The 23,392-nt window shown below is 59.8% G+C and carries 22 protein-coding genes and 2 pseudogenes; 9 read left to right on the top strand and 15 right to left on the bottom strand.

The genetic code is table 11. The annotated features are described in order from the left end of the window. Positions 1 to 73: 73 nt before the first annotated feature. A complete protein-coding gene (locus tag GWG67_RS12795; RefSeq protein WP_275169667.1) occupies positions 74 to 1,621 on the bottom strand; it encodes a Fic family protein in 1,548 nt (515 codons plus the stop codon). 465 nt (positions 1,622 to 2,086) lie between these two features. Here GWG67_RS12795 and GWG67_RS12790 point away from each other — a divergent pair, with 465 nt between their 5' ends. Together GWG67_RS12790 and GWG67_RS12785 are read left to right on the top strand one after the other, a co-directional pair. Then, positions 2,087 to 3,325, top strand: a complete 1,239-nt coding sequence (locus GWG67_RS12790) for a hypothetical protein (protein ID WP_275169666.1) — start codon at positions 2,087 to 2,089, stop codon at positions 3,323 to 3,325. Between the two features lie 205 nt (positions 3,326 to 3,530). After that, positions 3,531 to 4,265, top strand: coding sequence for an AAA family ATPase (locus tag GWG67_RS12785; protein WP_275169665.1), 735 nt, complete (start codon positions 3,531 to 3,533; stop codon positions 4,263 to 4,265). 480 nt (positions 4,266 to 4,745) lie between these two features. On the opposite strand, the pseudogene GWG67_RS12780 reads toward GWG67_RS12785, so the two are convergent. Further along, positions 4,746 to 5,318: pseudogene (locus GWG67_RS12780) on the bottom strand (ArdC family protein); the annotation flags it as partial. A 564-nt stretch (positions 5,319 to 5,882) separates the two neighbouring features. Here GWG67_RS12780 and GWG67_RS12775 point away from each other — a divergent pair. Continuing rightward, positions 5,883 to 6,152 carry a hypothetical protein gene (locus GWG67_RS12775; RefSeq protein WP_275169664.1) on the top strand — a complete coding sequence of 90 codons (270 nt, stop codon included), beginning with the start codon at positions 5,883 to 5,885 and terminating at the stop codon, positions 6,150 to 6,152. A gap of 149 nt (positions 6,153 to 6,301) precedes the next feature. Here GWG67_RS12775 and GWG67_RS12770 read toward each other — a convergent pair whose 3' ends face one another. The 3 genes from GWG67_RS12770 to istA all read right to left on the bottom strand — a co-directional run bounded on the left by GWG67_RS12770 (position 6,302) and on the right by istA (position 9,576). Next, positions 6,302 to 6,565, bottom strand: coding sequence for a hypothetical protein (locus GWG67_RS12770; RefSeq protein ID WP_275169663.1), 264 nt, complete (start codon positions 6,563 to 6,565; stop codon positions 6,302 to 6,304). 906 nt (positions 6,566 to 7,471) lie between these two features. Continuing rightward, complete coding sequence (gene istB / locus GWG67_RS12765; protein ID WP_275169662.1) at positions 7,472 to 8,311, bottom strand: IS21-like element helper ATPase IstB; 840 nt, start codon at positions 8,309 to 8,311, stop codon at positions 7,472 to 7,474. Between the two features lie 20 nt (positions 8,312 to 8,331). Next, on the bottom strand, positions 8,332 to 9,576 hold the full coding sequence (istA, locus tag GWG67_RS12760) for an IS21 family transposase (protein ID WP_275169706.1): 1,245 nt from the start codon (positions 9,574 to 9,576) through the stop codon (positions 8,332 to 8,334). Positions 9,577 to 9,952: 376 nt separating this feature from the next. On the opposite strand from istA, the gene GWG67_RS12755 reads away from it, so the two are divergent. Next, entirely contained in the window at positions 9,953 to 10,138 is a 186-nt protein-coding gene (locus tag GWG67_RS12755; protein ID WP_275169661.1) for a hypothetical protein, read from the top strand. Positions 10,139 to 10,213: 75 nt separating this feature from the next. On the opposite strand, the gene GWG67_RS12750 is transcribed toward GWG67_RS12755, so the two are convergent. The 8 genes and pseudogenes from GWG67_RS12750 to GWG67_RS12715 all read right to left on the bottom strand — a co-directional run. Continuing rightward, complete coding sequence (locus GWG67_RS12750; protein WP_275169660.1) at positions 10,214 to 10,510, bottom strand: hypothetical protein; 297 nt, start codon at positions 10,508 to 10,510, stop codon at positions 10,214 to 10,216. Between the two features lie 850 nt (positions 10,511 to 11,360). Continuing rightward, positions 11,361 to 13,361: a vanadium-dependent haloperoxidase gene (locus GWG67_RS12745; protein WP_275169659.1), complete on the bottom strand. Its 2,001-nt coding sequence runs from the start codon at positions 13,359 to 13,361 to the stop codon at positions 11,361 to 11,363. A 485-nt stretch (positions 13,362 to 13,846) separates the two neighbouring features. Beyond that, positions 13,847 to 14,353 carry a hypothetical protein gene (locus tag GWG67_RS12740; protein ID WP_275169658.1) on the bottom strand — a complete coding sequence of 169 codons (507 nt, stop codon included), beginning with the start codon at positions 14,351 to 14,353 and terminating at the stop codon, positions 13,847 to 13,849. 277 nt (positions 14,354 to 14,630) lie between these two features. Continuing rightward, on the bottom strand, positions 14,631 to 14,912 hold the full coding sequence (locus tag GWG67_RS12735; RefSeq protein WP_275169657.1) for a hypothetical protein: 282 nt from the start codon (positions 14,910 to 14,912) through the stop codon (positions 14,631 to 14,633). A 331-nt stretch (positions 14,913 to 15,243) separates the two neighbouring features. Further along, complete coding sequence (locus GWG67_RS12730; protein WP_275169656.1) at positions 15,244 to 15,861, bottom strand: hypothetical protein; 618 nt, start codon at positions 15,859 to 15,861, stop codon at positions 15,244 to 15,246. Positions 15,862 to 15,882: 21 nt separating this feature from the next. Next, positions 15,883 to 16,518 (bottom strand): hypothetical protein, encoded by a 636-nt coding sequence (locus GWG67_RS12725; RefSeq protein WP_275169655.1) that lies wholly within the window; start codon positions 16,516 to 16,518, stop codon positions 15,883 to 15,885. 24 nt (positions 16,519 to 16,542) lie between these two features. Beyond that, a complete protein-coding gene (locus GWG67_RS12720) occupies positions 16,543 to 17,733 on the bottom strand; it encodes a hypothetical protein (RefSeq protein ID WP_275169654.1) in 1,191 nt (396 codons plus the stop codon). A gap of 249 nt (positions 17,734 to 17,982) precedes the next feature. Further along, positions 17,983 to 18,093: pseudogene (locus GWG67_RS12715) on the bottom strand (zincin-like metallopeptidase domain-containing protein); the annotation flags it as partial. A gap of 570 nt (positions 18,094 to 18,663) precedes the next feature. On the opposite strand from GWG67_RS12715, the gene GWG67_RS12710 reads away from it, so the two are divergent. From GWG67_RS12710 to GWG67_RS12695, 4 genes are all read left to right on the top strand, one after another. After that, a complete protein-coding gene (locus tag GWG67_RS12710) occupies positions 18,664 to 19,071 on the top strand; it encodes a hypothetical protein (RefSeq protein ID WP_275169653.1) in 408 nt (135 codons plus the stop codon). Positions 19,072 to 19,103: 32 nt separating this feature from the next. Continuing rightward, positions 19,104 to 19,325 (top strand): hypothetical protein, encoded by a 222-nt coding sequence (locus GWG67_RS12705; protein ID WP_275169704.1) that lies wholly within the window; start codon positions 19,104 to 19,106, stop codon positions 19,323 to 19,325. Positions 19,326 to 19,471: 146 nt separating this feature from the next. After that, positions 19,472 to 19,957 carry a YbgC/FadM family acyl-CoA thioesterase gene (locus tag GWG67_RS12700; protein WP_275169652.1) on the top strand — a complete coding sequence of 162 codons (486 nt, stop codon included), beginning with the start codon at positions 19,472 to 19,474 and terminating at the stop codon, positions 19,955 to 19,957. 77 nt (positions 19,958 to 20,034) lie between these two features. Further along, on the top strand, positions 20,035 to 20,502 hold the full coding sequence (locus GWG67_RS12695) for a nuclear transport factor 2 family protein (RefSeq protein WP_275169651.1): 468 nt from the start codon (positions 20,035 to 20,037) through the stop codon (positions 20,500 to 20,502). Positions 20,503 to 20,613: 111 nt separating this feature from the next. Here GWG67_RS12695 and GWG67_RS12690 read toward each other — a convergent pair whose 3' ends face one another. Both GWG67_RS12690 and GWG67_RS12685 read right to left on the bottom strand, forming a co-directional pair. Next, on the bottom strand, positions 20,614 to 21,333 hold the full coding sequence (locus tag GWG67_RS12690) for a type 1 glutamine amidotransferase (protein ID WP_275169650.1): 720 nt from the start codon (positions 21,331 to 21,333) through the stop codon (positions 20,614 to 20,616). A gap of 17 nt (positions 21,334 to 21,350) precedes the next feature. After that, positions 21,351 to 22,283, bottom strand: a complete 933-nt coding sequence (locus tag GWG67_RS12685) for a LysR family transcriptional regulator (protein ID WP_275169649.1) — start codon at positions 22,281 to 22,283, stop codon at positions 21,351 to 21,353. A gap of 151 nt (positions 22,284 to 22,434) precedes the next feature. Here GWG67_RS12685 and GWG67_RS12680 point away from each other — a divergent pair, with 151 nt between their 5' ends. After that, a complete protein-coding gene (locus tag GWG67_RS12680; RefSeq protein ID WP_007596405.1) occupies positions 22,435 to 23,391 on the top strand; it encodes an N-carbamoyl-D-amino-acid hydrolase in 957 nt (318 codons plus the stop codon). Position 23,392 lies beyond the last annotated feature (1 nt).

The following is a 23,392-nucleotide window of genomic DNA, read 5'->3' as shown; positions in this document are numbered from 1 at the left end:
CGGACCGTACCCTTCAAGGGGCGTGCCGCCGCTGGAAAGAGAGGTTTTTCCTGTCTCCGAACGAGATGCGCTGTCAGTCACTTGCGGTTCTGCTTTGGCCGAATGAGTCCGCGTAAAATTGCTCGATTTTCGTAACTTCATCTTGAGTGAGTTCGGCGAACTCGTTCTCTCGGGCCCGCTTCGACAGCCGCCCATCATTCTGTCGCAGAAAGCCGAACAGGTTGTTGAGCGTTCGTTCCGGCATATCGATCATGTTCTCGATGCCCGCACGGAACGTGTCGAAGTTACGAAGGAAATTGGTTTCGTTCGGAAGATCCTGCTCTATCGTCTGGCGTACGCATTCATACAAAAACTCAGCATGAGGCGTCGCATCGAAGAAACGGTAGAAGTCGGCCGTATCGTTGAGGACCGTTACGTTGCCCTTTTGCGTAGCTTCCCATTGGACACATGGAAGCAATCTGCTGGAGTAGCTTTCCAGCACGCCCTTGTACTCGGTGATCCTGTCAAGGATTGCCGAAGAGACGGGGAAATGCAGTCCCGCAGGATTAAAACCTCGACGCGCTAGAACGTGATGCATCAGGTAACGATGGATGCGTCCGTTGCCGTCCTCGAACGGATGGATGTAGACGAACCCGAATGCCAGTACCGCTGCAGCGATGATGGGATCAAGATCGTTCTCGGCGCTATGGTCGAACGCAATCAAACCCGCCATGAGCGAAGCAATGTCTTCATGCCGGGCGTCAATGTGGTCTGGGATAGGCCGCTGCGTGTCCCGGTCGTGTTCACCAACAAAGCCGCCTTCCTGGCGGAAACCCATCTTCACAAAGCGCTCATCGCCGATGACGATGTTCTGCAAGCGCAGAAATTCCTGCTCGTCGAGCGGCGCACGTCCGGCCTCGCCAATGGCGCGACCCCATCGCTGAATGCGATCCTGTGGCGGTCTTTCTCCCTCGATCACGTAGCTGGACTTCGAATCCTTCAACAGAAGGAACGCAGCCGTCCGCGCAAGCAGGTCCTTCGGAACTGCATTGACGACCGCGCGCGCGCGCTCCTTCCAGTCCTGCGCAATAAACTCATTCAGCGCAGGAGACCTAAACACGAGCGGACAGAATTCCGGCGTTCCGGGAAGGTTGTTGCGAACACGATGCCGAGCCGAATTCTCTCCCGTCCCTGCGAACTGAAGATCGGTATCGACCGCATCCACGTATGAGACCTTGTCGGCGGGCGGCAGCTTCAGCTCACGGCCAAGCAGCCACTCGTACAGGAACCAGATGCGGCGGGTGTAGAGGCCGGTCGGCTTCTGCTTTACGAGTTCTGCGATCTCCCCTTCCTTCACGGCGAGAAAAAGCCGATTCAGAACGGCAAGGTCCAATCCCTCGTTCTTGAGAGCAAAAGTCAGGTGTCCCTCAAGAGAGTCCTCCGGGGCGTGGCGGGGTGTATAGATGCGCCAGCCACCCTGCTCGATAATCCGGTGCTTGGTACCAATCGCCGAAAGGGTCCGGGGGACAGGAACGGGCAGCTTGTAAGCGTCGATCAGGGCAGCGTAACCCGCCGGGGCGGCCGTCTCCGGCAACCTGCGGTCATGAAAAACACTCACTGGTCCTGAAAATTGTACGCTCAATATAAATCTCCTGAAAAACGCTCTCCGACCCCGATTTTCCTTCTCGCAAACCCCTTCCGGTCGAATTTCTATTGTACCTCATGAAAAACGATTTCTCAAAGTCGATTTCGTGAAAAACATTCTTTTCATTGGAATCCGATCAGTACGCCCCCGCCAACCGTATCGATCCCGGCCGATGACGGGAAATAGCGCAGTCGGGCGGAAGCTTGAGAACTTCAGGTCGCAGGCTCAAATATTGCTGCCCAACCACTCCCTAAAACCTCAGGTCTACAACCTGAGGACGATAGTTATGAAAATACAACAACGACTCGTCCTTTAATATCCGATTGTAGTCTACTTCCACGGCTTATGAGTCGGCCTGTTTGGACGACCGTTTCATAAAACCACAAGCATGCGGGATGAAATGTCAGACGGAGCGGCCGACTATCAACATAAGGACTAGTTTTCCGATACGACGGGGCGTCGATGACGACAACAGCCGCTCCACGCACCGTTCTCGAAACTATTCTCGACTGGTCTGTAGATCGGCCAATGTGGCAACGCGACGCTTTGCGCCGCATCATCGCGGTAGGAACACCAAACGATGCGGCTATCGCCGAACTTCTTGCGCTGTGCAAAAAAGAGCATGGTGCAACGGGCTTCGATCCAGAACCTGTAGCATTGGAAGCCGCACATCTACCGGCCAGTCCCGCAAACGGCGCGTCTGTTACCATCACCAGCCTGTCCGACATTGTCGGCGTGAATCAACTTGCGCCTGGACAAACTCTACCATTTGAAACAGCCGGCCTAACGATAGTTTACGGTCCTAATGGCGCAGGCAAATCCGGTTACGGACGCGTACTAAAACGTGCCTGCCGTGCGCGAAAAGCAGGCGAAATCATGCCTGATGCGTATCAACCGGCCCCGACGGGAAAAGCCACTGCCAGCTTTAGCATTCTCAAGGACGGCGTCGCAGCCTATCCCGTTGCTTGGTCGGATACTGCAGGCCCGCATAACGTGCTGTCTGCGATCAGCGTGTTTGACCGAGACTGTGGCTCGGTCCATGTGCAGGAAAAGAACGAAGTTGCCTTTCGGCCATTTGGTCTGGATATTCCGGACGATCTCGCCGGTGTCTGCCAGAAACTGAAACAGCTTCTCGTCGCCGAGGAAGCCCAGCTTAGCGCAGCGCGCCACCCGGTGTTCGCGACGCCAACTTGGAACCCGACAACCGATGTCGGTAAAATTCTGTCGACGCTCGCGTACAATACGGACCTGGCTACGCTCGAAACCTTGGGCGAAATGACGGCGCAAGAGGGCTTGCGACTGGCAAGACTGCGCGAGGATTTGCAAAAGAATCCAGTGGAAGCTGCCGCCGCCCAAAGACTTGTCGCCGACGACGTACGTAGACTCATTCTTGCCCTCGGCGGATACGCCGTCACATACTCTGATGAAGCACTGCTTAAACTTAAGTCGCTGGCCGACATTGCACGTGAGACACGAGCGGCGGCGACTGCAGCAGCAGATAAAGCGTTCGTAGGACTTTCCGTTTCCGGTGTCGGCGGCACCACATGGCGGGCGCTTTGGGAGGCCGCGCGCCGTTATGCGGAGCATACCGCTTATCCGAGAAAAGCTTTCCCGCATAGCGAACACGAAGTCTGCGTGCTTTGCCATCAACCGCTGACAGCCGAAGCCAAAGGCCGCCTTCAAGATTTTCATCAAGGCTGACGCGGAAGCTCAAGCCACCGCTGCTGAAGCTGCATTCACTTCGGCGTTAAGTTCGTTAAAAAAGTCGAAACTCGACATTCGCGTCATTGGGTCGATGCGCCGCCGTCTCGCCGCTCAAACGCCAGATGTCGCGCGGGCTGTATTGCGCTTTCTCGCTAGCGCCGATTTGCGCCGACGCCAGTGCCTCGCGAGGCTCTCGACGGAAATGCAATTGACTCTCGCTTCGTTCGCCAGCTCCCCGAAAGAGCAATTGCAAGCTATCGAAACGGCTGCCCAGGACTATGCGTCTCAACTCGATGACGCGGCCCAGGAAGTAGGCCGAGCCAAATTGATCAAAGAGCGCGATGGGCTCGCTGACCGAGACGCCGTGTCGGCACTTATGGACAATGTCCGCAAGGAGGTCGCACGGCTTGGCACACTCCGTATTGTAAGACGGTGTGCAGACGACATGACGACAAACGCCATCACGAAGCTAGGGAATGACATCGCGGACAACGTGATTACGCCGAAGATGCGCGATCAGTTCCAATCCGAAATCGTCAGCCTTGCGGCAGAAAAAGTGCGCGTAGAGATAGTCCGGTCAGGCGGCCAATACGGCTCACCTAACTATCAAGTGCGCCTGTTTGCAAACCCGAAAGCCAAAGTCCATAGTGTTCTCAGCGAGGGCGAACAAACCTGTGTAGCTCTCGCAGCGTTCCTGGCAGAGCTTGCCACGGCATCTCATAAGTCGACTCTAGTATTCGATGACCCGGTCACATCCCTCGATCATCGTTGGCGAGACAAGGTGGCCGAACGGCTAGTGAAAGAATGCAAACAGCGACAAATTATCGTGTTTACTCACGACATGGTGTTCGTAAACGACTTGCACGATAAAGCCGCGAGGCACGGCGCTCGGGCAAGCTCGTCAGCCTCTCACGCGGGCCATCAGGCACGGGCATAGTGACGGACGGTCTCCCATGGCAACATGCTTCGCTGAAGGATCGTATCGATAAACTGGAGAAGGACGGGCGCGCTGCGCGGGCGCTCTACGACGCTAATGACGAAGAGCAATACCGGAATTTATAATCGCTTGCGTGCCTCCTGGGAGCGCGGGCTCGAAGATATTCTCTTCGCCGGAGTGATCTTACGCCATCGGGATTATATCGACGCCAAAGAGCCTTAAACGGGTAACCGCAGTCGAAGCCGCCGACGTCGACGTCTACCGAAACAATTTCAAAAAATGCAGCGATCTTGTCGAGGCCCATGATCCCTCACGCGGCAGGGATGCAGCGGTTCCACCTCCCTATGAGATCATGGCGGACATAAAGACGCTTGCTGATTGGGCCGCCGCCCTGCGCCCGAAACAGAACGCAATCGCTTAGGACGGTAGTCCGGGTCTGCGTGCGCTGCAACGGCTCGGGACAGATGCAGATCGACGCACTGCGTCCCTGAAGGGTTCAAACGGCGGCATCTGCACATGATCCGTGCCCATGCTGTAATACGCCATATTGCCGCCGCTGCGGATATCGGCTGCAGTCGCCGCAAAGAACGCATCCGCACGGGCAATGCGCTCCAAAGTTTCAAGGCGCGGCTGCGCGGGGGCGTGGAATTGCGCCGGCAGGCCTTCGACCTGCTCGACGTTAAAGACCGTGTAGCCCTTCATAAACGGAATATCGCGCGCCGTTTCCTCGCCGGTCGCCTCGTCCGTTTCGCTGCGGGTGATGCTGGACGCATAAACGACCAGGCTGCCTTTCTCGCCTTTGCGGACATGCCCGCCAAGCTCAAGCGCCTGCCTGAACGTCATCCAGATCGGCGCAGCAAATCCCTTTTCCACCGCCTCCGCCCACAGCATCAGAACATTGATGCCCTGGTACGGAATGAGGTTGCTGCGAAGCGGCTTTGTGATCCTGCCTGCCGCATGCTCCGCGTTCCAGGGTTTGAGCCACGGCCTGACGCCGCGCTCCAGTTCCGCAACGATGCTGTCCGTCACGCGCTGATAAACGTCACTCCTCATCACTTCCCTCCTCAATAAAAAATACGGGTGCGCCTGCACCCGGTTGGCCATCGCCGAGAGCGGGAGGGTTTGGGTCGGTGTGCGTTCGCGGCTGGCCGGGGTGCGGACGGGGCGTCCTTCGCAGCTCTTGCGTAGAAGGATGCGCCGGACGCGGCCCTGCCGGTCCGGTAGAAGGCGCGCCAAGGGAGGGAGGGCAGCGCCCGCCCTGACCCCTTATGAGAAAGAGGATGTCAGCCGCAGGCTGCCGTCAAAATCCTGCGCGAGGGATCGTCACCCGCATGGGCCGAAACTGCTTTTTCCGCGGGTTCGGTGAGCGCAGCGAATAGAGCGCGGTGCGGCGTTCGCCGCACGCGCCCGCCTGATCCCTTGGCGGACGCGGCCAGGCCCTTTGTCTTCGACCTGTGGTTGCGGTTGGATAGCCTGGATAGGCTTGAACCAGGCAGATGCTGCAGGGATCTGAAACATGTCCAATGGCCAGTTGGAGCCGGATCTGAAGTGGGCCCTTGATCTCGCGTATTCTGAGATGAACTATCGCCGCAAGAAGCAATGGGAAATCTTTGCCTGGTGGTGACGATCCTCGTGTCGGTCATGGGCGGGGTTATCGTCCTGTCTTCGAAGGGCGAGTTCAAACCCGGCATGGGATCGCGCGCCGCGATGGCCGGAGCTCTAGGTGCCCTCACGGGCTACGCTTACTTCTGGATAGATCAGAACATCACCGCGGAAACGCAGGCGTATAAGGCAATAGTAAAATTGGTTGGTAACGACAAACGGAAAGTGATGCCATCGAACAGCCGAGTGAATTCCGTTTCGGCTACGTTGCAGTCGTCCTACTGATCGGTATCGCAGCCGTAGGTGCGGTCAGTTTTGTCAACTTGTGCCCGGGATTGGGTAGTTTAAGAAGGCACTGAGAGTTTATCCGCAGGTCGCCGGTCTTGGGCGAAAGCGCCATCCCAAAAAGGAAGAGGCTGCCAGCTCAGGCGAACTCAATTCAGCTTACGGAGCAGCTTTTTGATGATTTCCCGCAGGCCGGCCGCGTACTCTTCGATCAGCAAGCGCATCTCCTCCAGGCGCGAAGGCCTGATTGGCTGATCATCTTTACGCGGACGTAGTTCCTCGGGCGGCTTCATGGCGCGAAGCTCGGTCCGGAGCCAAAGGGGGCTGTTGATTTGAATCAATACAAAACCATTCGCCTGCGCGGGCGGATGGAAGGGGAGCAGCGGGCCGCTTCGCGTGCACGGCTCGGTCAACCTCACTTCTCAAAATGAGACCGGCTCAAGGATGCCGCATCGAACGTATTATCCTCCTTTGCCGAACATTGCCTTGGGCATATACCTCCCTTGATATCGACAAAAGGTGCCATTCTTCACCATAGTCTCAATCCACGCATATGCACTGTCTAGTCTCGGCCATGAGGCTTTCTCGCGCAGCCCCGTTTTGGGGTCGACGTACTCGATGGTTGCAATCCCCGGGGGATACGTCCCCCACACCGCGTGCGACAAGTTAATGGGACTATTGTCTTTGCACATCCAAGCGACTGCCCTTGGCCGGAAGCTCTCTGGCGCATCGAACTGCGGATCGGCCGGCGGCTGCCAAACCGGGGGAGGACGAGCTGCTACGTCGCCTATACGCGGGGGCTCGCGAGGAGGGACTGGGCTGGAGCGCCCGAATGGGTCGGGCATCAGCCACGCCAGCAAAGCAACAATCACACTGCTCACCGCGACGACCACACCGATCATCGTAAAAGCTGCGACCCTTTTCTGGAGCGGAGTGTCGAACATGTAGAGGGGCTCCTGCGCGTCGCCGGCCGCCGGAGCGGAACGGTCTATCTTGCGGCCTGCTCCGCTGCGCAGGATAGCGAACTGGCGGGATTAGTCAGCAGGATTCACGACCGTGCGCGACCGCTGAAGAGGCGGTCCGAGGTCCGGTTGGGAGCAAAGTGAAACCTCAACGGCTGATCCTCAGAGCCCGGTGCGGCGTTCGCCGCACGCACCTAATCGCCTCCGAATATTCTGCAACGTGATCCGTGCTCGCTCCTTCACCCGATACGCCGGGCAGTTCGCACGCCCCCGCCGAAGCTCCGTAAAGCGCGGTTTGTCAAACGCCATCCGGAACTGCCCCCTTTGCGTCATGTAGAACTGCCCCCACCATCGGGATTATGATCTCGGTTGAAGGTTGTTTCCGCCGGTGACGGGCCGGAGGGAGGCGGAGCCGACTGGAGGGTCGTCACCGGCGGTCGGCGTTTTGATGAGGCCGCTCCTGCGCTTGGCGCGGAGCCGGTAGCTGTCGCCGCGGATCGTCAGCACATGGCTGTGGTGCAGGAGCCGGTCGAGGATCGCGGTGGCGACCACGGGATCGGCGAACACGGTACCCCATTCGGCAACGCTGCGGTTGGACGTGATCAGCACGGCGCCGGTTTCGTAGCGCCGGCTGACCAGTTGGAAGAACAGATGCGCCGCGTCAGGTTCAAGTGGCAAGTAGCCGAGCTCGTCGACGATGAGCAGCTTTGGCTTCGCCAGCGCGAGCAGTTTCTCGTCCAGGCGTCGCTCGCCGTGGGCCTTGGCAAGACCTGTGACCAGCGTCGTCGCCGTGGTGAACTGCACCGTGTACCCGGCCAGGATCGCCTCTCGCCCCAGCGAGATCGACAAGTGCGTCTTGCCGACTCCGGGTGGCCCGAGCAACAGCACGTTCTCTCCGTTGGCGATCCAACGTGACGCGGCAAGGTCACGGATCTGTTTGGGATCGATCGACGGCTGCGCCTCGAAGTCGAAGCCCGCCAGTTCCTTGACGGCTGGGAAGTGTGCGAGCTTCAGCGCCATCTCGATGCGGCGATGATCCTTGCGTGCGATCTCGCGCTCGCACAGCAGGATCAGCGTCTCACGCGCCGACAGGTTCGCGCGCGCCGCCTCGTCGAGCAGGCTGTCGAGCTGATCGCGGATGCAGGAGAGCTGCAATCGCGCCAGCATGGCATCGAGCGGATCGATCGTTTCTTCCATTATCTTCTTTCCCCACGCCATCAGAAGCCTCTTCCGACCACAGCTTCGTATTCGGCAAGAGAGCGTAACAACGACGGCGGTGGAGACGGATCCAGCACTGCCGCGATCTCCTGGCGGACCGCGCCATTGCGCCCAGCGACACCATCGAGATGGGCGGCGTCGACGATCCGCAGCCGGCGTCCCTCGGACTGCTTGTGCACTGCTACCTGGTGCAATCCATGGCGGATCCGGACTTCGCCGGCCGCGATCGTTACCGCCACGCGCTCGCCAATAAGGCGCCAGGGCACCGAGTAGCTGTTCGTGTCGATTTCGACGGCGCAATCATTGCCGACGACGCGGGTCAGTTCACGCAACGATCCGAACGACGGCTGCCCCCCGAGCGGCTTCAACCGATGTATCTCCTCACGCGCGAAGCGGATGATCGGCGCCTCGCCGGTCGTGCCGTGGATACGAACGTTCGCAACCTCACGCTCCCATCTGTCGAGATGCGCCTCGAATGCTTCCCAACTTGAGAAGGAATGACCGGCGATCGCATTCTTCCTCACGTAGCCGACGCCGTTCTCCGTCTTGCCCTTCGTGCGCGCCCGATATGGCGCGCAGGCGCGAGGACGGAAGCCCCAATGCTTTGCGAAGGCTATAAGCTTGTCGTTGAACTGAACCGACCGGCTCACCGCGTCGTGGCGCACGACAAGCGCGCGTGGATTGTCCATCAGCACTTCCTCCGGCACACCGCTGAAGGTCGTGAATGTGCTCTCGAGCCCGGCGAACCAATGCTCCTGCCTCTCGGCCCGGAACGCACGCACATGGAGCCGTTGCGAGTGCCCGAGCGTCGCCACGAACACGAATGCCTTGACTTTCGCCCCTCCGATCTCGACCAGGCGCTCCCCGAAGTCGATCTGCAGCTGCCGACCCGGTGGCGTCTCAAACCGCGTCGTCGCCAGCGCCTCCGCCTTCAGCGCCTGGCGATAGGGCTGCACGGCGCGTTGCAGCGTCCGCCGGCTGACTGCCACGCCTTTCTCGGCCAACAGGTCTTGGCGCACCACATCGGCATTGCCGCGATGCCGAATGAGCCTCTCGCGCAGCCAACCCTCAAGGCCGTCGAGACGCTTCGGCCGCTTAGGCGACTTGAATGGCTTCACCCCGCCCGCCGCCACGTAGTCCTTTACTGTGTGATGGCTGCAGCCCAGCTGCCGCGCAATCCGCTTCACACCCCACCCGCACGCCCTCAGGCGCATCATCTCCGCCACGTCATCCGGCGTCTTCATCACCTGCCCCCGTGGATCATTCCACGCCGAGCTTTCAGTGATTCGTTCCCGCTTCATTCACTCTCTCCTCAGCTATCCGAGGAGGGGGCAGTTCCTCGTGACGCTGAGGGGGCAGTTTTCCATGGCGCGCGACACGGTTCGGTGATCGCTCCCATTTCACCTTGTCATTACCCGGACGGATTTTCTTCCTTTGCCGTCCGCGTCCGTCGTCCTTCATCCGGCCATTTCGCACCGATGGATCCCTTCGCTGCAAGTTCTGCTGCGCGAGAACTCCTCCTCTGCGTTGCGGTCGCAAGCGATGAAGCGGGTCTCCTTCGGCGCATGGCCTGCGCATGAAGGCCGCGATGGTCGCGGCCGGAAAGCAAAGGAGAAAACCATGCGTGTACTGACCCAAGGCGAACTGATGCGCGCCACCCGGACCGAGCTGTCGGCTCTGCTCCGCCGCATCGCGGGCGAACTGCCGAATCTGCCGGAAGGCTCGGCGGAGCTGCGCGCGGCCCGCGCGAACCTGCAGAATATTCGCAGGGCGCTGGCGCGGCCGGACTTCCGTCCGCCGCTCTAGGCCGCTCGCCTGCTGCCGATCCCTCCGTCCTTCCGGGAAGAATGGCTTTCTTCCCGGAAGGAATGTGAGGATGAACTATCGAGGCGCGGCAACCCCGTTCTTATCGTAGACACGTTTCTGTATCGACTGAGTACCTTCCCGCAATCTCTGCTCGATTCCGAGTTCCTCGGTGTACGATGCGACCCGCAGCTGTTGTTCGGTAATGTTTGATTGCTTGGTGATTTCGAAACTTTGATAAGCCAACCCTGCGAGAGTGAGGATTGTGGCGCCGGCCTGGATATTTTGGTAACACTTGCCTTTGGTCAGCTTTTTTCTTATCGCCTCTGCTGCACCTTTAGCGGTGGCCGCATCTTTTTGCGGCTTTCTCGGCATTATCCTTATAACCTTTTGCCTCGTCCGCAGCGGTACGCGCCGCCTTCGCGCACGCGACCGGGTCAGGGATGCCGTCGAGGTCCTGCTGCGACGTTTGATATCTGATGCTAAATGGCGTTCGCGCGAATATGGTAGCGGAAGCTTTGATCGCCCTCTACGTGTTTTCGTAACTTAGACGTGTTTGTCTGTAAACTTCAGACCGTTGCCGGCGGCATGAAGGGAGAGTGGTCTCGCTTGCCGCGCGATCGAACCTATCGAGCAGCCATATTGCAATCCCGGAGTGAGCAGCGAGCGCCGCGCTCACTCCAACGCCGGCCATGCAGAAGAGGAAAGGCCCGGCTCCGAGGCTTTCGGATGCGAACGAAGAATGCGGCATGGCCAGTACTGACGTAACCACTGAGCCAAGTGTTGAAACGTGCATCGCAAGGAAACTGCCGTCGAACACTGCGTTTGCAATCTCGGATAATCTTTTTATGTTGCTATTTTCCGCTTTCATTCGGAATAATTACCATCGATGAGTTTGCTCGGCAGCAAAAAAATGCGGCATAGTTTTCGTAATACTGTACTATTCTTGCAAAATTAGCTTGCCGAAATTGGCGAGCATCCGGGCCCCATAGTGAAGTCATGATCAGAGACGCCGGCACGGCGTGCGAGGAGAGGAATGCGGATGGAAAAAGGAGAAATCCGTCCGGGTAATGACAAGGTGAAATGAGAGCAATCACCGAACCGCGCTTCATTGTGCTTCCAGGGTCTTCCGGGAAGAATGCTTCTTGCTGGAAGGCCTTTGAAGGCAAACTATCGAAGCACATCAGGCCCGCCGGCCGCCGGAATTCGCTTCTGTAACTGCGAGCTACTGGACCGTTTCAATCTTAAGCGGTCCGAAGCCGTTGGTCGCATCGGTGTCGTCCCAGCCGGCCGGCAGATTGTTTATTCCGGGGCAAACGAGGTCCGTGCGCAGCTTGGTATCGGGCGTGACTGAAAAAATACGAAGAGGCGGATCGAAAGCCTGACCTTGTGCGTCCAGCGGTCTCATGATGTGACGGTAAACATGGCTGGCGACCTTGTTACCCATCGCGATCCCGTCATCGGCATCGAAGACCCAGTGGACGCCCATAAAAAGGCGGCTATCGGCATTTTCACGTTCGGCGCAGTCCAATACGAAATCCCGGCTGTTGCAGAATCGTGGATCTTTCTGAGCGTCCTCCGGCGCGCAGCGAACGTAGTTGAACACATCCTTGTTCTTCCCGTTGAATTCGTCCGACATGAATTTGAAAGTCGTCGTCGGCTTGACGAATTGGCGAAGCTCGCCGAAGAGCGCGCCGCCGAACACCGCGTGCCCGGACGGGTAGGACGGAAATGGCGGTGTTATATTGTTGGTCTGATCCGAGTTCGTGACCTGGGCTCCGATCGGAAACCATTTCGTTGTCACCGGTTGATTGGCTGCCATCGCGGTCATTTCATCGAATGCACGGATGTAAGTGACCGGACGCGGGAACTGAAAATGGAATTTTGAATCCCAGGCGGCGATTGCCGCATCGGCCATCGCGAGATTTATAAGAGCGTAGAATCTCGCGATATCCGTCGTCGATGTCGGTTCGATGAGGCGATAACCGTCGTCGGGATGCATCTCGATCTGATTCAGCGCGGCCGACGCTATCTGATTGTAGAGGCGCGCGGGAGCGCAGAGATTGGCTGTACCGTCATACGCCCAGAACTGAGCGATGAGCAGCCCGTCCCGACCCGGCGGAGGCTGGGTGATCTTGCCGCTCGGATCAAGACGGGACTCGCGCGCGTCCCGTTTGATGGCCGTGTAGGAAGGAAGTTTGTCATAGGCATTAGGTGGAACGAGCTTCCTCACTGTTTCCGCAGGTGAGTCATTTTCAGCGATACGGAACTGAAAACCCGATGTGAGGGCGAAAGGTTTGACCTCACCCCAGTAAGTGCCAAGGGCCGTCATGAGCGACGAGACAGGGTCGACCTGCCATTGAAGGAAGGCGTAGTCGGCGCCGCCGGGGGGCCTGCGCGGGACAAAATCCTTGTTCCAGAGCGGTTCGGGCCGTTCGGCGCCGTCGTGGGAACGCTCAGCCATGATCTTGCCGGCAACCGAACGACCGATGTCAATGCCGGCTTTGCGTTTGGCGTCATCGGGGAGCGATGCCATGGAGCAAATGTAGTATTGCGAAAGACTGAACAGGCTCTTCACATTGGCGGGATCATTTGCGTCCGCAGGCTGATCGTTGAGCCCAGGGTAGAGCCATGCGCTGACCTGATAAGCGGCTTCGATGATCGCTGCATCCTGCGATGCGCTCGCAGTCGGGCCGGTTTCCCACCCGGTCAACGTAGACTGATACTTTCGCTCGAAGGCGTTAGAAGCTTCGAACATTGCCTGGTGAATGAGCGCGAGTGCGCGCGCCGTTCGCGCCGGGCCGAACTGGAGATGATAGGTATTCGGGCTGTTGCCGATGACCGCACGGTGATCGAGCGCCGAGAGATCAAGCGAGATCAGGTGCCATAAAATAAAATATTTGCGGCTGTCCGTGCTGTCGGTCACACCGCAAAGGCTTATTGAATCGATGGTCTGCGGCGTTGACAGAGTTTGCAGCGTGACCGAGCCGGACAACGCGTTCTGCCCGAAGACACGTCTGAATTCGTTGGCACTTTGCTGCTGCAAACTATTTCGGGTGGCAGCTGCGGCCGGGCCGGTCAGTGAAGGCGATGTCAAAGGCCTGGCCGTGAGTCCGTACACCCGCTGAAATTCCTGCTTGCTTTCAGGTTGCAGGCCCTGCGCGTGCGCTACACTTAGAATGAACCAGGGAAGAAGGGCCGCGACCGCCAATTGGATAACACGCATGCAAACCTCCCGAGTCGGAGTCCATGGGTTGCGCTGGTTCTTCAACCTAAGTGTTTATCGCAAAAATAATACACTATCTAATTGTCGCGACGAGTCAACTTGCGTCTTGCGCGATATGCATACAGCACTCGCCTCTCTGCACGCGCTTGCTTGCGTAGCGTCGCGGTGGTCAGGGTTACTGACCAATCTTTTTTCGCGGTGTTTTTGGAAATCGGGCGCCGGTCCTTTCACCGAGTGGCCTATCGCTTAGCATCATGCCGCCACCGGAAGCGGACCGCGTGAGCGCGATGAGCAAAAGGCGGTAAAGCACCGGCGCTTCGGCTGACCGGTGGCCGCAGTTTGGGGGCGTCATAGCAAGCGTAAAGATTTCGCGTCTGGCTCCTGCGGACATTGCGCCCGTGACATCAACGGTAGGGAATGTCCGTTCTGCGATAACATGCGATGTCTGGAAGGATGTTCGCGACTGCGGTCACGCGAGATAAGCACTACGGTGCGGGCTTTGACAGCAGAGCCCGCATCCTGCAATAGCGCCGGAAATCGTTGGTATGGTGCAGCAGGAACCGCGCGCCCCGGTTCGAATGCGGCGGGGTGAGATCGGCTTTGGCGTAACCGAAATACTCGCCGGTTTCTTTCGTCAGGCCGGGAGGGGCGTCATGTCCGTGCAGCCATATGGCCCTGTGCCCTTCGGCAAACAGGCGCATGTCGTCTTCATGCTCCGGCTGCGCGTAGAAATTGTTGAAGAGCGTGTGCTGGTCCGAGAAAAAATTCGGGGGCGGTATGACGACGACATATTTTCTGAGTTTTCCCGCTGCCACGGCCTCGTCGGCGATCAGGATCTGATCCAGTATTTCGCGTTCGAACGTTTCGTCACAATGGATCGGCGGCTCTCCCGGCGCGCCGGCTGTACAGAGCAGCCCACTGGGCTTGAGTCCTCGCGCCAGCAGGATGCCTTCATAACCGTCGTGCGGGCCACGCAGGGGCAGGCTGCCCACCAGTTCGAATATCCTTCGCAATAATTCCACAGATACATTTTATCATATCGGCAGTTGTTGCTGCAAAATCCGCGCGAAACCGCGGATTTTCTGGCCTCGTGCGCAAATGGAATTCACAGAATATCCGCAGGGCGCCGGCGGGGCCGTACTTCCGTATGCCGGGCTAGGCTGCGCTCCCGGTGCCGGACCCTCGTTCCGGGAAGAACGGCGTTCTTTCCCAGACAGGGCTTGCTGCAGACGGTTATCGGCTCGGCGCCGGACACCAATGGCAACCGGTCTACGATTGCGTTACGGCAATCTCCGGATAAAGGACGTACAGCTCGTCCTGCACCTTCCTTACATGAGCGTACCATTCCGGCTGAAGCAGGATCGCGGGATGTTCAGCCAGTTCACACTCAATAAGACCAAGGACAAGATTTGTGACATGCAGGGCTTCGTGGCAACCGAAGCTGTTTGGGCCGAACCGGGATTCCAGCGGGAGGGGATCATCGGAGTCGACGTTCGACGTGCGCCGCTCGGCAAGTCGCTCACGGCGTTCAGATTCGTATTTTCCAGCCATTACACTACCTCCCGCTGCTTTCTCTATTCATGTGCCAATTTCATTTTCCCATGAATTCAGAATACGCACACGGGCATGTGCGACATAGGTCATAGGCTGGTCAGCAGGCCACAATGGGCCAAACCAGTTTCCGTGGCCTTCAGAAGAATGGAATGCGGGGGAGTGATCACGCCGCTGCCTGGGACGCGCAGGCTGAGTGCGTAGCCGGTTATCCGGGCGCGGAATGTTCATCGCAAAAACGGGATTTCCACTCGTCCCCCTCTCGCGGCTTAATTTGCACGCGACGGCTCCCGGTCATCAACGTGCCGCGGCGTCCGGGGCCAAGCCGTGCTTAACGTGAGGGCCGCCGCGTCAGCACGACGGCGAGATAGACGAGACCCGAACCCAGCAGTAGAGCGAACAGGGCCAGAACACCGTCGGTCACATACAGGATGTACTCGTTGACTCCGAACACCGTAGTGCCAGTACCATCAATTCTGGGACCGACCGCATAACATGGCTGCGAACTGCATCCCACCTCGTGGGCCTTTATCCGACTGCTCCAGAATCCCTGCTGAACCGGAGTTCGTGAATTCCAGCCGTGAATAAAGCTCTCCGAATAGCGGGCTCCGAACGTGATGAGCGCAGCGAGCACCGCAAGCGCGAAAATGCAAGCGGTGCCATAGGAGATCACCGCACTGCGATCCTTGGCGTCTTCAAAGGCGGTATTGGGCGGAACAAGAAGCAGTGCGCGCCGTTTGCTGGCCAGCCCGATATATAGAGCGCACGTCCAGACAAGCGCGCTGCCCGCGAGCAGCGCAATGAGGAGTCCCCAGTATCCGCGCGATATCAGGACGCCGTCTGGAGGCAATTTCTCTCCGAAGCCATTGCGAATGTAGATGGCCCACCCGATGGCAAGCGGGATGAAAATCTGGCCTATCCAGGTCCACAGCCTTGCGAGCGGCATCATGCGGGTTCACTCCACTGGATTTCATAGATCTTTGGAACCGCAAGCTGCTAGCCCGTGGTTCACACCGCTGGCCCCTCGGCATGCGTAGGCGGCGGGCTGGCCGGTCTGGGGCACGCTGCATTTCCCGGATTTGGAGTAGTCGTCGGCGAGCCCGGCCTTCACGTGAGCGACAAAGACCATCCCATCGTACCAGCTTCGTCCCCCACCGATACCTCTGCGCGGCGTCCACGTATAGATTGCCACCGCGGCCGGAGCGGCGCTGAGGGAGAACAGCGATGCCCGGTCGCCGGTCGCGGGCACAACGGACGTCGTCCGGACCTGCACGCGGCAAATCTTGCGGCCATCCAGCGCGGGAATTGAGTAGTGCGTCTCCTCGCCCTCGGGCCTGGCCGTGAATGCGGCGCCGGCGCCGACCAGCCGGATTGCATTCGACGGGATTCCGACCTGCGCCCCGATTCCGTTGACCGCCGCCGCGCAGGCGGCGTCACGCATGCAATTCTGAATTTCGTTCCAGGGCGTCCGCGCGTCGCGGACCGCATTTATGTGATGGGTCGTTATGACGAGGTCGTCGGGTTGCTGCCCCCAGGCATTCTGGGCAAATAACCAGAACAAGCAGAACGCGACACTCGCCAATCCACTTAGAGTGCATTTGCCCATGGCTAACTCCGAACGTTTCTTACACTAACACCAAGGGACGCAAATGCGATGGCCTCCGACCGTGCCGAGCGTGACCGGCGGCGGCGCAAGTTGCGCGGGGTTGTTGAAGACCGAATTGTTGCCGCCCCAGAACTGGCCCGGGTTGCGCACAAAGGAATTCGACCCACCCCATATCTGACCCGGATTCCTGACGAACGAATTATCGCCGCCCCATATCTGGCCGGGGTTGCGAATGACAGAATTCGGGCCGCCCGCAATCTGCCCCATCGTTCGCGCGGTCCACCCATTACGTCCAATGAAATCATTGTTGTCGCCGAAACAACCTGAGCCGCCGATGCCGTCAGTAAAGCACTTCTCCAACTCACGTGCCGTCAGGCGCGTGGCCATGCAGCCGGCGGCTGCATAAGACTGGCCGCCGGTCTGGACGACGCATTGTACGGCTATCTGTTGTTCGGGGTTCAGGTTCAGATTGAACAGATTGGCGCCCGCGCAGGATGCGAAGGTGCCGTAGTCCCCCTGCGACTGCGCGGCGCATTGGACCGCGATCCTTTGTTCCCTGTTAAGAAGGGCCCCGATGATCCGCGAGGCGGCGCACGAGGCGAAGTCCGAGGCGTCACCGCCCGAGGTCGCGGCGCAATTCAGAACAGCCTGTTGCTCCGGTGTCAGGTGTTGATTTGCGAATCGTGTCCCGGCGCACCCGAGAAAGTCATCTCGGTCGCCTTGAGACTGCATCGCGCAGTCGGCGACAATGCGCTGATCGTCGCTGAGCTGTATGCCAAAATGAGGAGCCGCGCAGCTCGCAAATCCTTCCGTATCTGAATTCGACACTGCGCAATCCAGAACGGCCTGCTGTTTTTCGGGCAGGATAACATTCTGGCCGGCGCACGCAGCGAACAAGCCTACATAGCCGCCCGCTTGCTGCGCGCATTGGATCGCAATCTGCTGCGCGGTTCCGCTGTTTGGAGTGCCTGACCCGGGACCGGGAGCACCCGGCATCGGACGCACCCGCGGCGGGCCAGGCTGCTGCCCTTGTTGCTGGTTCAATATGTACTGCTGCACGGCGGCACAGGGGCCAGGGCCCAAAGGCCCGGCGCAGAGCGGCCCGGCAACAGGATCGTTGCCAATGACCTGAAGTTGCTGCGCGAAAGCGGAAGCAGCTGCGGAGATTACCCAGCTGACCGCGATAACTGCGACTAGAGGCGCTCGCATGCTCATATCGCCCCCACAGAAAAAATCGGGGCAAGCAGCTGAATCGCGGCCTGCATATGCTTCGCAAACCTGAAACGGCCCCACAGTGAGCGCCCGTTACGGCTCAGGCGCCGGGACACTGCAATTCCCGTGAAGGACCAGCTTCTTTACCATACACCTATTGAACGTAGATGCGAGGGAAAATGCAACCGGTCGAGAAGCGAGTTGCTCAGCCGCTTTAAGAGTGGCGCGACCGTACCCGCCTTCAGCACCTTCAATATAGGACGCATGATCCTCCCGGACCTCGGGCGTCAGATCGAGATCGGCTGACAGGAACGCCGCACCAAGCTCGGTGATCAGTTCTTCCATGGCGTAACCCTGATCGCCAGACGGTTGCGGCCAAAATCGCGGTAGTTCGAATTGAGGGTCGTCCTAGCGGACTTTCCGGCGTCCTATGCTCCCGGCGGCTCCGTGGCGGTCTCGTGAGAGCAACTGCTTTGAATTCGAGTGCCAGCCGTACGCACAAGGTTTCGATCTGAACAGGTTGAGACAATCAGTCACGGCACTCTAAACCTAGAAGCATTTTTCCAGGTGGTATTGTCCAATAGTAGGTGCCGGTGGTTGATGCCTGAGCAGGCTTCTACGAGGATACGACCGGCTGCATTGCGCGTCATTTTTGGTCGGTATCCGAACGAGCCTTTGTCATGAGCGTAAACAAGAAACGCGTTGCCATCACAAAAGCTTGGTAACCGACCGGTTGCTGTTTCGATTAGGGAAACGCCTCAAAGCTTCGTTGCTTTCGCGAAACTAGGGCCGGAGGTGGCGTCAGCCAAGTGAAGAAAAGGGGACATCCGCCAGCAGCTACATATCGAGACTTATTGAAGTACCCCCGCATTGGACGAGCCAACGCCAAAACTGGTACAATTGACATAATAACAATCGCAGGGGCGAATTTGAATGGCGACTACGACCAACATTTTCAACGCGTTAAGTAACCTTTCCCAAAGCATGCAGCTTCAGCTGACGGTGCTCGCCCTCAGCGGCAGCAACCTGGTATCGAACGAATTCACGGAAGAAGCGGACCGCCTTGGCCTTACTCCGAAAGGCCGCGAGAAAAAAGAGCAGCAAGACCGCAAGTGTGTAGCGCGGCGTATCGCCGGACAGAACATTTGCCCGCATCGTCTGGGTGAATGCGGCGATATTTTCCTCCGTGATCCGGGCACTGGGACGCATCTCCGCTACCGCGCGGTTGAAGGCGACCTGCGCGATATCGCGTTCAGTCTTCACCGTCGCGACCCGCTCTTTGAGGGTCGTATCAGCCGGATCGGCTATGCCGTTTTCGATAGCGGCATAGAGCCTTCCTAGGCGTCCGTCGGCGTCGGAGAGCTTTGCCCGCAGTGCTGTCAGGCGTGTTGAGTGGTCTTCAGCTCCTGGACACGCCTTTCAGGCGGGCTTACATCCGTTCCGTCATCGACCAGGTTGAAGTCGACGACGCGGAAATCCGCATCATTGGCCGCAGAACGGTCCTTGAACGCCTGGTGATGGGCGGCGGGGCTGCGCCGGCAGGAGTGCCCAGTTTTGTTCGCAAGTGGCGCACCCGACACGATTCGAACGTGTAGCCTTCCTTCGGAGGGCGACGTTCTATCCAGCTGAGCTAGCGGTGCATCTGCCACTTACGCAGTGCCTACGCGAATTTCTTGCGAGTGTGAAGCCATGAACACATGTCCCGCAAGCTGTTGAAGTTTTAGCCTCATTGAGTTGACACATGCCTTCGGAGGGCGGGGTCTATCAAGCTGAGCTATGGGCGCAATGCTTAGCCGTCCAGCGACCCAATGAAAGCAACTCGCCACGCGTCTGTTGCGACATCGTCAAACCAGTGTTTTCCGGCATCGTCTATCACGCCAACTATCTGCGTTTCATGGAGCGCGGGCGGACCAACCATCTGCGGCTGATGGGCGCGGAGCAGCAGGCCTTGTTCGAGCAGGCCGAGACGGAAGACGCAAGCTTCGCGTTCGTGGTGCGCTCGATGCATCTGGATTTCCTCAAGCCTGCCCGGATGGACGACGTGCTCGACGTCGTGACCTGGCCGGTCGCGGTGAAGGGCGCTTCCATCATGCTGGCGCAGGAGGTGCGGCGCGGCGAAGTCGTGCTGGTCAAAGCCGAGGTGCGCGTCGCCTTCATCAGCGGCGGCCGCGCCCAGCCGATCCCCAAGTCGATCCGCGCCTTGATGAAGGCTGATCTGATTTCGTGATCGGGCGATAGCGGACGGCCTCTCGACTCCCCCGCGCGCGGCGATAGATTGCACTCCCGCCAACCGATGAGGCCCTCATGTCGCGCCCGCCGCTTCCGCCCTTCACCCGTGAGACCGCAGCGCAAAAGGCCCGCATGGCCGAGGATGCCTGGAATTCGCGCGACCCGGTGCGCGTCTCGCTCGCCTACACCGAGGACAGCCGCTGGCGCAATCGCTCCGAGGTTTTTCAGGGGCGCGAAGCCATCGTCGCGTTCCTCACCCGCAAATGGGAGAAGGAGCACGACTACCGCCTGATCAAGGACCTCTGGGCGTTCGACGAAAACCGCATCGCCGTGCGCTTCCAGTACGAATGGCACGATGCGAGCGGCCAGTGGTATCGCTCCTACGGCAACGAGCAGTGGGAGTTCGACGAGCACGGCCTGATGCGGCGGCGCGAGGCCTCGATCAACGACGTCGTGATTGCGGACAAGGACCGGCGGTTTCACTGGCCGGCACCGGGGCCAAGGCCTGCGGATGTGGCGGGGTTAGGAACCGATCCGTTCTGAGATTTCAACCCTCATGGTGAGGAGCCGCGAAGCGGCGTCTCGAACCATGCAGGCCCGATTGTTGCAGCATCCGGGCCTCTATCCTTCGAGACGCGCGCGAGAGCGCGCTCCTCAGGATGAGGGGATGGATTTGTGCGCCAAAAATCTCGTAATCGCGCCACCAAGCTTGGCGTGATCCATCGGCTTCGCCAGTGACTCCCTCGCAGTGGCAACGACCGCGTCCGGCGCCTTGCCGACGCGCAGCTCGCAGCACACTTGCGCAAACTCAACGTCGAATTCCGGATGCGGCTGCAGGGTGAGCGTCGCGCCGTTGGCGTAGAGCAAGCCGGCATGCGGGGTGAAATCGGAGGAGAGGATCGTCAGCGCATCGTTCGGCGGCTCAATCACCTGGTCCTGATGCGAGCAGGCGATGGCGACCACTCCGCCGTCAACGACGCCGTTGTCCGGCAGCACCTGATAGACGTGCCGGCCGATGCCCCAGCCCTTCTCCGACTTGCGCACGGTGCCTCCGAGCGCCTGCGCGATCAATTGATGACCGAAGCAGACGCCGACCATCGGTGTCCTGTTGGCGTAGGCCTTGCGCACGAAATCTTCCAGCGGCGCGATCCAGTCGAGCCCGTCATAGACGCCGGCGGCCGCGCCGGTGATCAGCACGGCCTCCAAATTGCTCGGGTCGGGAAGCGCATCGCCGCTCGGAATGCTGACGATGTCGATCGTCGCTGTCGGATCCTCGGCGCGGACCATGCGCTCGAACATGTCCGGGAACGAACCGTGGCGCTCGCGATATTTTTGTGGGACCTGCCCGGTCTCGATGATGGTGATGCGTGCCATGTGCCCTCGGGTAAAGGTCAAGCCTGGTCGCTTCCTGCCCCATGTTGCTGGTGTGGCACTGCGCGCTCCAGCAGCGCACTCTCTTTCCGGACCTCGTCGAGAAACGCCTTGGCCAGGCGCGACAGCGGCTCGGCTTCCGACCATAGCATATAGGCGACCGCGTGCGTCGTCGGCGCGAACGGCCGCACGACGAGGCCGGTCCCGCCGTTCTGCCGCGGCGAGAAGGGATCGACCACCGCGGCGCCCACGCCGGCGGCGGCGAGTACGCAGGCCGTGTTGCAGTAGCGTACCTCGACAGTCGGCTGGAACGGCGCGCCGGCGCGGGCGAAACTGTCACGCACAGCTTCACCGAGTCGCGTGCCGCGCTCGAGCCCGATGAAGGGCAGGCCGGACAGATCCGCGGCCGAGATCACCGGCCGGTCGGCGAGCGGGTGCTGCGGCGGCAGCACGCACACCATCTCGCCGGTGTGCACCACCTCATGGGCGATGCCCGGATGATGTGTCAGCCCGAGCGCGAAGCCGAGCTCGGCGACGCGGTTGAGCACACCTTCGATGATGCCCTCATAGCGCCGCACGTCGAAGAACACCCGCGTTTCCGGGCGGCGGCGCAGAAAGCCTGACAGCGCCGAGGGGATGATGCTGTAGGCGAGCGGCGGCGTCGCGACCAGCGCGAGATGCCCGGAGCGGTTCTCGCGCAGATCGCGCACGCGGCTCTCGAGCTTTGCGTGCAACGCGAAGATAGCTTCGCTCTCCTTGTAGAGCGCCATCGCTTCCGTGGTCGGAAACAGCCGGTTGTTGACGCGTTCGAACAGCGCAAAACCCGCCTGCGCCTCCATCGTCTTCAGCGCATTGCTGACTGCAGGCTGCGACAGCGCCAGTTCGTCGGCGGCCGCAACCGTGGTGCGGTGGCGGATGACGGCGCGGAGAATCTCGAGCTGGCGCAGGTTCATATCACTGCCGATTATACTCTGGGCCAAAACATCATAGCAGAACGAATTGATTTTGCAGCCCCGCTTCCGCGTAATGGCAGCGGATTTGCACGTCGCATCAAAGGGTTCATCCGCCCATTGAGGCGCCACTGCGCACAGATTGGAGGCAATCTTGGTTCGTGTCCTTCGCGCCGCCGCCGCACAGATGGGGCCGACGCAAAAAGCCGATACGCGCGAGCATACGCTGTCGCGGATGCTTGCGCTGCTGGAGGAGGCCGCCGGCCGCGGCGCCAGCCTTGTGGTGTTTCCCGAGCTTGCCTTCACCACATTCTTTCCCCGCTGGCTGCTCGAAGGCGAGGCGCTCGACCATTATTTCGAACGCGGCATGCCGAACCCGAACGTCGCCGCCTTGTTCGACCGTGCGCGTGCGCTGCGCGTCGGCTTCTATGTCGGCTATGCCGAACTGACGCCGGATGGACGCCGCTACAATTGCGCCATCCTGGTCGATCGCGACGGCGAGCTGCTCGGCCGGTATCGTAAGGTGCATCTGCCGGGCTCGGTCGAGCCGCGACAAGGTGCGCGCTACCAACAGCTCGAGAAGCGCTACTTCGAATATGGCGACCTCGGTTTTCCGGCCTTCCGCTCCGGATCGGCCTGGGCCCACGCCATCATGGGCATGATGATCTGCAACGATCGCCGCTGGCCGGAATCCTGGCGCGTGCTTGGCCTGCAGGGCGTCGAGCTCGTCTGCATCGGTTACAATTCGGCGGCCTATGATCCCAATGGCGGCAGCACGGAAGATGCCTCCTTGCGCACCTTCCACTCCACGCTGGTGACGCAGGCCAACGCCTACATGAACGCGACCTGGGCGATCTCGGTGGCGAAGGCAGGCGAGGAGGACGGCTCCGGGCTGATCGGCGGCTCCTGCATCGTCGATCCCAATGGCCGCATCGTCGCGCAGGCCGCAACGCTGACTGACGAGGTGATCGTCGCCGACATCGATCTCGATCTCTGCCGCCAGGGCAAGGACAAGATGTTCAATTTCGCTGCGCACCGGCGGCCGGAGCAATACAGGGTGATCACCGAACGCGCCGGCGTGATCGAGCCCGCGGTTCTCGACGCAGACTGAC

It is taken from the genome of Bradyrhizobium sp. CSS354 (genome assembly GCF_029051725.1).
GTDB lineage: Bacteria > Pseudomonadota > Alphaproteobacteria > Rhizobiales > Xanthobacteraceae > Bradyrhizobium.
The sequence above is the reverse complement of the archived record's forward strand: the minus strand, read 5'-3'. Positions and strand labels throughout refer to the sequence as shown.